This is a genomic window from Chengkuizengella marina (genome assembly GCF_009910845.1).
Lineage (GTDB): Bacteria > Bacillota > Bacilli > Paenibacillales > KCTC-33759 > Chengkuizengella > Chengkuizengella marina.
In genome coordinates, this window is the sequence record NZ_SIJB01000069.1 from 1 (window position 1) to 4,826 (window position 4,826).

8 protein-coding genes and 1 pseudogene are annotated in these 4,826 nt (G+C 34.8%); all 9 read right to left on the reverse strand.

Going from position 1 to position 4,826, the window contains the following annotated elements; translation table 11 throughout:
• On the reverse strand, positions 1 to 105 hold a 105-nt coding region (locus ERL59_RS20310; RefSeq protein WP_268894530.1), incomplete at its 3' end, for a BhlA/UviB family holin-like peptide.
• Between the two features lie 52 nt (positions 106 to 157).
• Entirely contained in the window at positions 158 to 283 is a 126-nt protein-coding gene (locus ERL59_RS21355) for a hypothetical protein (RefSeq protein ID WP_268894529.1), read from the reverse strand.
• A 295-nt stretch (positions 284 to 578) separates the two neighbouring features.
• Positions 579 to 2,978 carry a prophage endopeptidase tail family protein gene (locus ERL59_RS20315; protein WP_160648058.1) on the reverse strand — a complete coding sequence of 800 codons (2,400 nt, stop codon included), beginning with the start codon at positions 2,976 to 2,978 and terminating at the stop codon, positions 579 to 581.
• Positions 2,979 to 3,020: 42 nt separating this feature from the next.
• A complete protein-coding gene (locus ERL59_RS21660; RefSeq protein WP_407925752.1) occupies positions 3,021 to 3,236 on the reverse strand; it encodes a DUF6199 family natural product biosynthesis protein in 216 nt (71 codons plus the stop codon).
• A 47-nt stretch (positions 3,237 to 3,283) separates the two neighbouring features.
• The gene (locus ERL59_RS20320; RefSeq protein WP_160648059.1) at positions 3,284 to 3,670 is read right to left on the reverse strand and encodes a hypothetical protein; all 387 of its coding nucleotides are present in this window, start codon (positions 3,668 to 3,670) and stop codon (positions 3,284 to 3,286) included.
• Between the two features lie 55 nt (positions 3,671 to 3,725).
• Complete coding sequence (locus ERL59_RS20325; protein ID WP_160648060.1) at positions 3,726 to 3,857, reverse strand: XkdX family protein; 132 nt, start codon at positions 3,855 to 3,857, stop codon at positions 3,726 to 3,728.
• Positions 3,858 to 3,904: 47 nt separating this feature from the next.
• Positions 3,905 to 4,018, reverse strand: a complete 114-nt coding sequence (locus ERL59_RS21360; RefSeq protein WP_328700000.1) for a CD1375 family protein — start codon at positions 4,016 to 4,018, stop codon at positions 3,905 to 3,907.
• Positions 4,011 to 4,247 carry a hypothetical protein gene (locus ERL59_RS20330; RefSeq protein ID WP_160648061.1) on the reverse strand — a complete coding sequence of 79 codons (237 nt, stop codon included), beginning with the start codon at positions 4,245 to 4,247 and terminating at the stop codon, positions 4,011 to 4,013. The genes ERL59_RS21360 and ERL59_RS20330 overlap by 8 nt, the downstream gene beginning before the upstream one ends.
• 3 nt (positions 4,248 to 4,250) lie before the next feature.
• Positions 4,251 to 4,826 (reverse strand): annotated as a pseudogene (locus tag ERL59_RS20335) (hypothetical protein); the annotation flags it as partial.

Consider the following 4,826-nt stretch of genomic DNA (forward strand, 5'->3'; position numbering starts at 1 on the left):
ATCTTCTCTTTCTTTGCTATTCCTCATGACATAGATAAATAGCCAAACAAAAAGGACCGCAAAGGGTCCTTGTGTAAAAAAATATTGAATGATATTTAATTCCATCCCCTATCATCCTCTTTCCTGAATATTAAATTAGTAGCTTTATATTCTGATTTTAATATTGCGCAAAATCTGTAATTGGTGGAAACATTAAACGTATTGCACTATATCTACCTCTTATTGAAGCAACAAGGATAATAACCAATAGAATGAATAACACTAGTACAATAGCTGCATCCATAAAAACCCTCCTTTCTATAATATTATGTACTATATACTATGTTCAGAGAATCTATTTTGTTTGGACGGGTGTCCAAGGGCAAGTACACATTTTTCATAGATTAAAACCCCACTACATAAAATAGTGAGGTTTACACCGTAGAAAGATTCTATGAGTGGATAATAGTTCTATCAGGAGCTATTATATTCTATGTTCATCCCTTTCATTTGGTATAGACAAGTGACTTGCTTGTTTAAAAATGTGCTTTATCCTAAGTCAAGTGTTCATTCTCATCTATTAAATAGGATTTTGTATTTTATAATGCGTGCCATGTAACTTTTAAATCACAATCTTCAGTTACAGATGATGAACGGTTATAAAATGTAAGTTTCAACGCAATGACTTCTGGTTCGTCAGGATGTGGCATTAAGTCGGTATCATAAAGGTAGGTGTAGCTTTTACCGAACACTTTCGGATCAAGAATATAGGCTCCATAAACCCCCTCCCTCCTTCCAGTAACTTGTCCAGCGTTTCCACTAGAATCAACATAAGTTCCCCAAACTGAGCGCCCTAAACCATCAGCATTGTTTGCCGATTTTCTACCAACGACCAGTGAAGCACCATAGGTGTAAGCATCATACTCTGTGCCATCTGTACGAGTGATTGAAATAGATGCTGATCGTTTACCTTTTCCTAGTTGAAGATAATAAGTCTCGTATTCTTTACCCGTTACACTCAAACTAATAGTTTCGCTACCATAGGGTGTACCTCCTAAGGCAATGTCATTCTTATTTGCACGTACAAGGCGTTCGTCTCTATATCTGTTATCGTGATAGATTCGTTGTTTAAAATTAGGTTTAACTGTACTAAAGTCTTTTTCAGTATTTATATCCCCATCGGGATCTTGTGTGCCATACCCTATGAGTAAATAACCAATCCTTACACAATGATTGTCTGGAGGGTCAGGGGGATATTCTTGACCTCCACCACTTGTTCCTGCTGAATAATATTGTATCTCACCCTCATTATCTACATATAGATATCTAAATTCCCAACCATCAATGTCTGTTATTCCAGCACCTAAATCCTGATTTTCAAATCGTTTTTCTTGCAAATTGTGTTTTACTCCATTAGGCATTATAACCGTCATAGGAGAGACGACTACATCTCCAACAGGTGCAATCCATTCCGATACAGGTAACCCTGAATTAATTCTTGATACAATTACGTCATCACCTCCGAAAATAAGAGGTTGCCATATCTGAACACCTGTTAAAGTGTTTCCAGACTTTCCTGTCCATGTTAAATATAAATTTTCTATCAATCGACCGATCCATCCCCAATCAGCAGGTCTATCTTCTCCTTCAATATAGACATCTTCCCCAGGTAAATGAATTACAAATTCACCTTTACTAGCTGACGTTGGAAAATGAGATGCATCTGTAAGAGTTAATGTATCATTAGCAAGCAAATCATTATTAGTAGCTGCTATTGTAGTATAGATAGGACTACCGTCATTAAAATTTTCAATACTAATTGTTCCTCCACTGACTATCCCATATCCTGCGATTTCCGAAACGTCAACACCATCTTCATTAACAACGACTTGACCATATTTATCTACAACATAGATTTCCCCATTATCCACTTTTTGTTTCGTTTCTGAATATTCCACATCTCTTTTCTCTGAGTAAGTTTCAAAGTCGCCTTGCCTTTTTTTCATCTTCACAAAATCATCAATCGTAGATTCTACAAATGAAGATAAGGTTACATAACCAAGTTTAGATTCATAAGGATAACGGACATATTCAACCACTCTCGCGCCAATAGTTTGAAGGTTTAGAGGTAAATGTGTGAGTGTCACTTCATCCCCTAGCTCAATACCATCACCTTCATATCCTTGTTTAGTTAGTTCTATAAAATCTACTTGATATGAAAGTTGTATCGTGTCGTTTTTTCTAAGATGCTTTTCCCCTTCAATCAATAATTCCTCTGGATCGGTAATATCATTGAATTTAATGGATGCTATTTTCGGCTTACGGTATAAACCAATATTAGGTGAATCGATGTATTTCTCACCATTATTTACACCTTCTATTGTTAGTCCGTCTTGACCATATAGGTACAATCTTGTTATGACATCATTGGAACTGGATGGACTCCGCAGGGATTTCAAATTCTTTCCGTATCGGATTTCAACACCTTTATTTATTCCCTTATTTCCTAAAAAAACATTCCGATTATTAAACCATAAGTCACAATCCCATTTCTCTCGAATCATTTGAAGAGCTTTTAAAATTGACATTTCAGAGATTTCAACATCCTTTGATCCATTAACATCAACTAAGCTTAATGTAAACTCTGAGTCTTGTAATATTTCCTCTGCTACTTCTTGACAAGTACCAGGAATCAATTCAATAATTCGGTCAATATACTCGTCTAGCATTTCAATATATACATGCGTACATTGAACTAGGTATCTAGTTGATTGGTTAGACGATGGTTCAATGTTTTTAATAACGTATTGTTGACCTTCACATATAACATAACCTTCATGTTCAAGGTAATTTGTTTCGTCATCTTCAAATCGAATTTCAAAAGAAAGAAGCGACTCTTCATTAAGTCGCTCCCTGATTTCTACGTTTTTTGCTTTTGTTAAGTATCCTAAGGGTGTTTCCTGACGATCCAACACAATTAAGTTTTCATCACTATCCATCCCATCACCTCACTTTTCATTCTATAAAATCGGCATATTATCTTATAAAACTAGAAATAAAATTGATAGTACAATAAGAGTACTTATAATAATAACAACCAGTCCTCTAAAACGAATAGCATCTATTTCAAATACCGAGGGTTCAAACTCACTACTTAATTTCATACTATCTCTAATTTTCCAGAATCGATAAGGAAAAATTATCATTATTACACCCAATAGAAAAAATATTAAGAATAAGAAAAGCATAAAAATCATGAATATCTCCTCCTTAATTTTATCTACATTATTCTGTTGAGTGAGTTTCACCTGTGATTTATATTATCTTCAAATATCCATGCTGGAGGATACCCAGTTCGTCGTGTAATCTCTGTATCTTCTTCAAAAGATTGTCCAACAATATCATTGCTACGAAACCATGCAATATATTCCCTATCATCTACCCATGTAAATGTAACTTTATACAAGGAATTATGTCTATGATAATATTCTGCACCAAATGGGGATCTGTCTTTGTTAGAATCAGACAATTTTTTATATTCAATTACTATTCCCCCTATAGAAGAAATAGTATTTTCTATAGTTGTGATATTTTTAGTTTCAACATGTTTTGTACCCCAAAATATAACATTTAGGATTACAATTGCGAATATAGCTATGATCCATCCAAGGATTTTTTGTTTAGTACTCATATACAACTCCTTATATCAAACTTTATGCTTTAAATTAATTCTATTACAAAATACGTCACTCTACTAAGTAAGTTTCACCTGTGATCTCTAAAAACTGTGCTTCAGTAATCTTTCCACGCTCAACAAACACCTTTACTTGGTCAACAGTATAGTATTTAGGATAATAACGTTCTACAATCTCACACATTTTCTGGTACTAAGGTGTTTCCTGTCTACTTAGAACGGTAAACTTCGTTATGATTCAACTTCCAAGTCAATCCTTTCTTCTACTTCGCTACGATACTGTTCTGGCACTTCGTCTATCGTTTTATAACCGTACTTTACCGCATTTATATAAAATTTAAGCACCTTCGACCACCTCCAATCTTTCCTTTAATTCCTCAATCTCTTGCATGAGAGCCGCATTCATACTCCCTAGATCATCTATTGTCAACATAAAAAAAGCGACCACTTCGCCAAGACTATTAAGGTCCTGCTTCGTGACGCTTTTTGATTCTAATTCTTCGAGTTGTTTTTGTTCCTGTTCTTCTGAGATTCCGTTCTTATCTCGGTAGTGTTTAAGTAATGCTTCACTCATATACTAGACCTCCCATCCGTTTGCTTTCGCTACTAAGAGTAAATTATAAATCTGTCTATCCAATATACTTTGTTCTGTTTTTACATCTGCCATATCCGTCACAAGTGCATTTTGTACCGATTGTGCTGATGTTTCATATTGGATATTTACGTCCATTGGATTCGTTGAGATGGATTGTGCTATATAGGTTACTTCATATGTTGCTGTAGGATCAAACAGTTCTATCGGAATATACGCACTTTCTTCACCAAAGGAGTTTGCTGTATCAAAAACCCATTTATCGTCAATTTCACCATTACGGTATATTTGTAATATCTTATCAATTTTATTTTTAAACAAAGTACTATCTACTGTTGTTCTATTAAGATATACATATTCAGTGTTTGGTGTATCGGGATTTGCTTTCTCTCTAACAACAACACCACCACCAACCTCAACATGATTCCCACCTTCATGTAGGCTTACAGAACCTTCAACAACAACTTCTTCTTCAATTGGTTCAGCTAATTGGTAGGACAATAAATACGGTTGATAATCAGTAGGCATAGTATTTAGTGCTTCATCTGCTGTAGCTGTTTC

Bases quoted from the DNA above. Each gene is read 5' to 3' on its own strand.
- ERL59_RS20320 (WP_160648059.1), bottom strand. From the start codon at position 3,670: ATGAGTACTAAACAAAAAATCCTTGGATGGATCATAGCTATATTCGCA.
- ERL59_RS21355 (WP_268894529.1), bottom strand. From the start codon at position 283: ATGGATGCAGCTATTGTACTAGTGTTATTCATTCTATTGGTTATTATC.
- ERL59_RS20325 (WP_160648060.1), bottom strand. From the start codon at position 3,857: ATGTGTGAGATTGTAGAACGTTATTATCCTAAATACTATACTGTTGAC.
- ERL59_RS20330 (WP_160648061.1), bottom strand. From the start codon at position 4,247: ATGAGTGAAGCATTACTTAAACACTACCGAGATAAGAACGGAATCTCA.
- ERL59_RS20315 (WP_160648058.1), bottom strand. From the start codon at position 2,978: ATGGATAGTGATGAAAACTTAATTGTGTTGGATCGTCAGGAAACACCC.
- ERL59_RS21660 (WP_407925752.1), bottom strand. From the start codon at position 3,236: ATGATTTTTATGCTTTTCTTATTCTTAATATTTTTTCTATTGGGTGTA.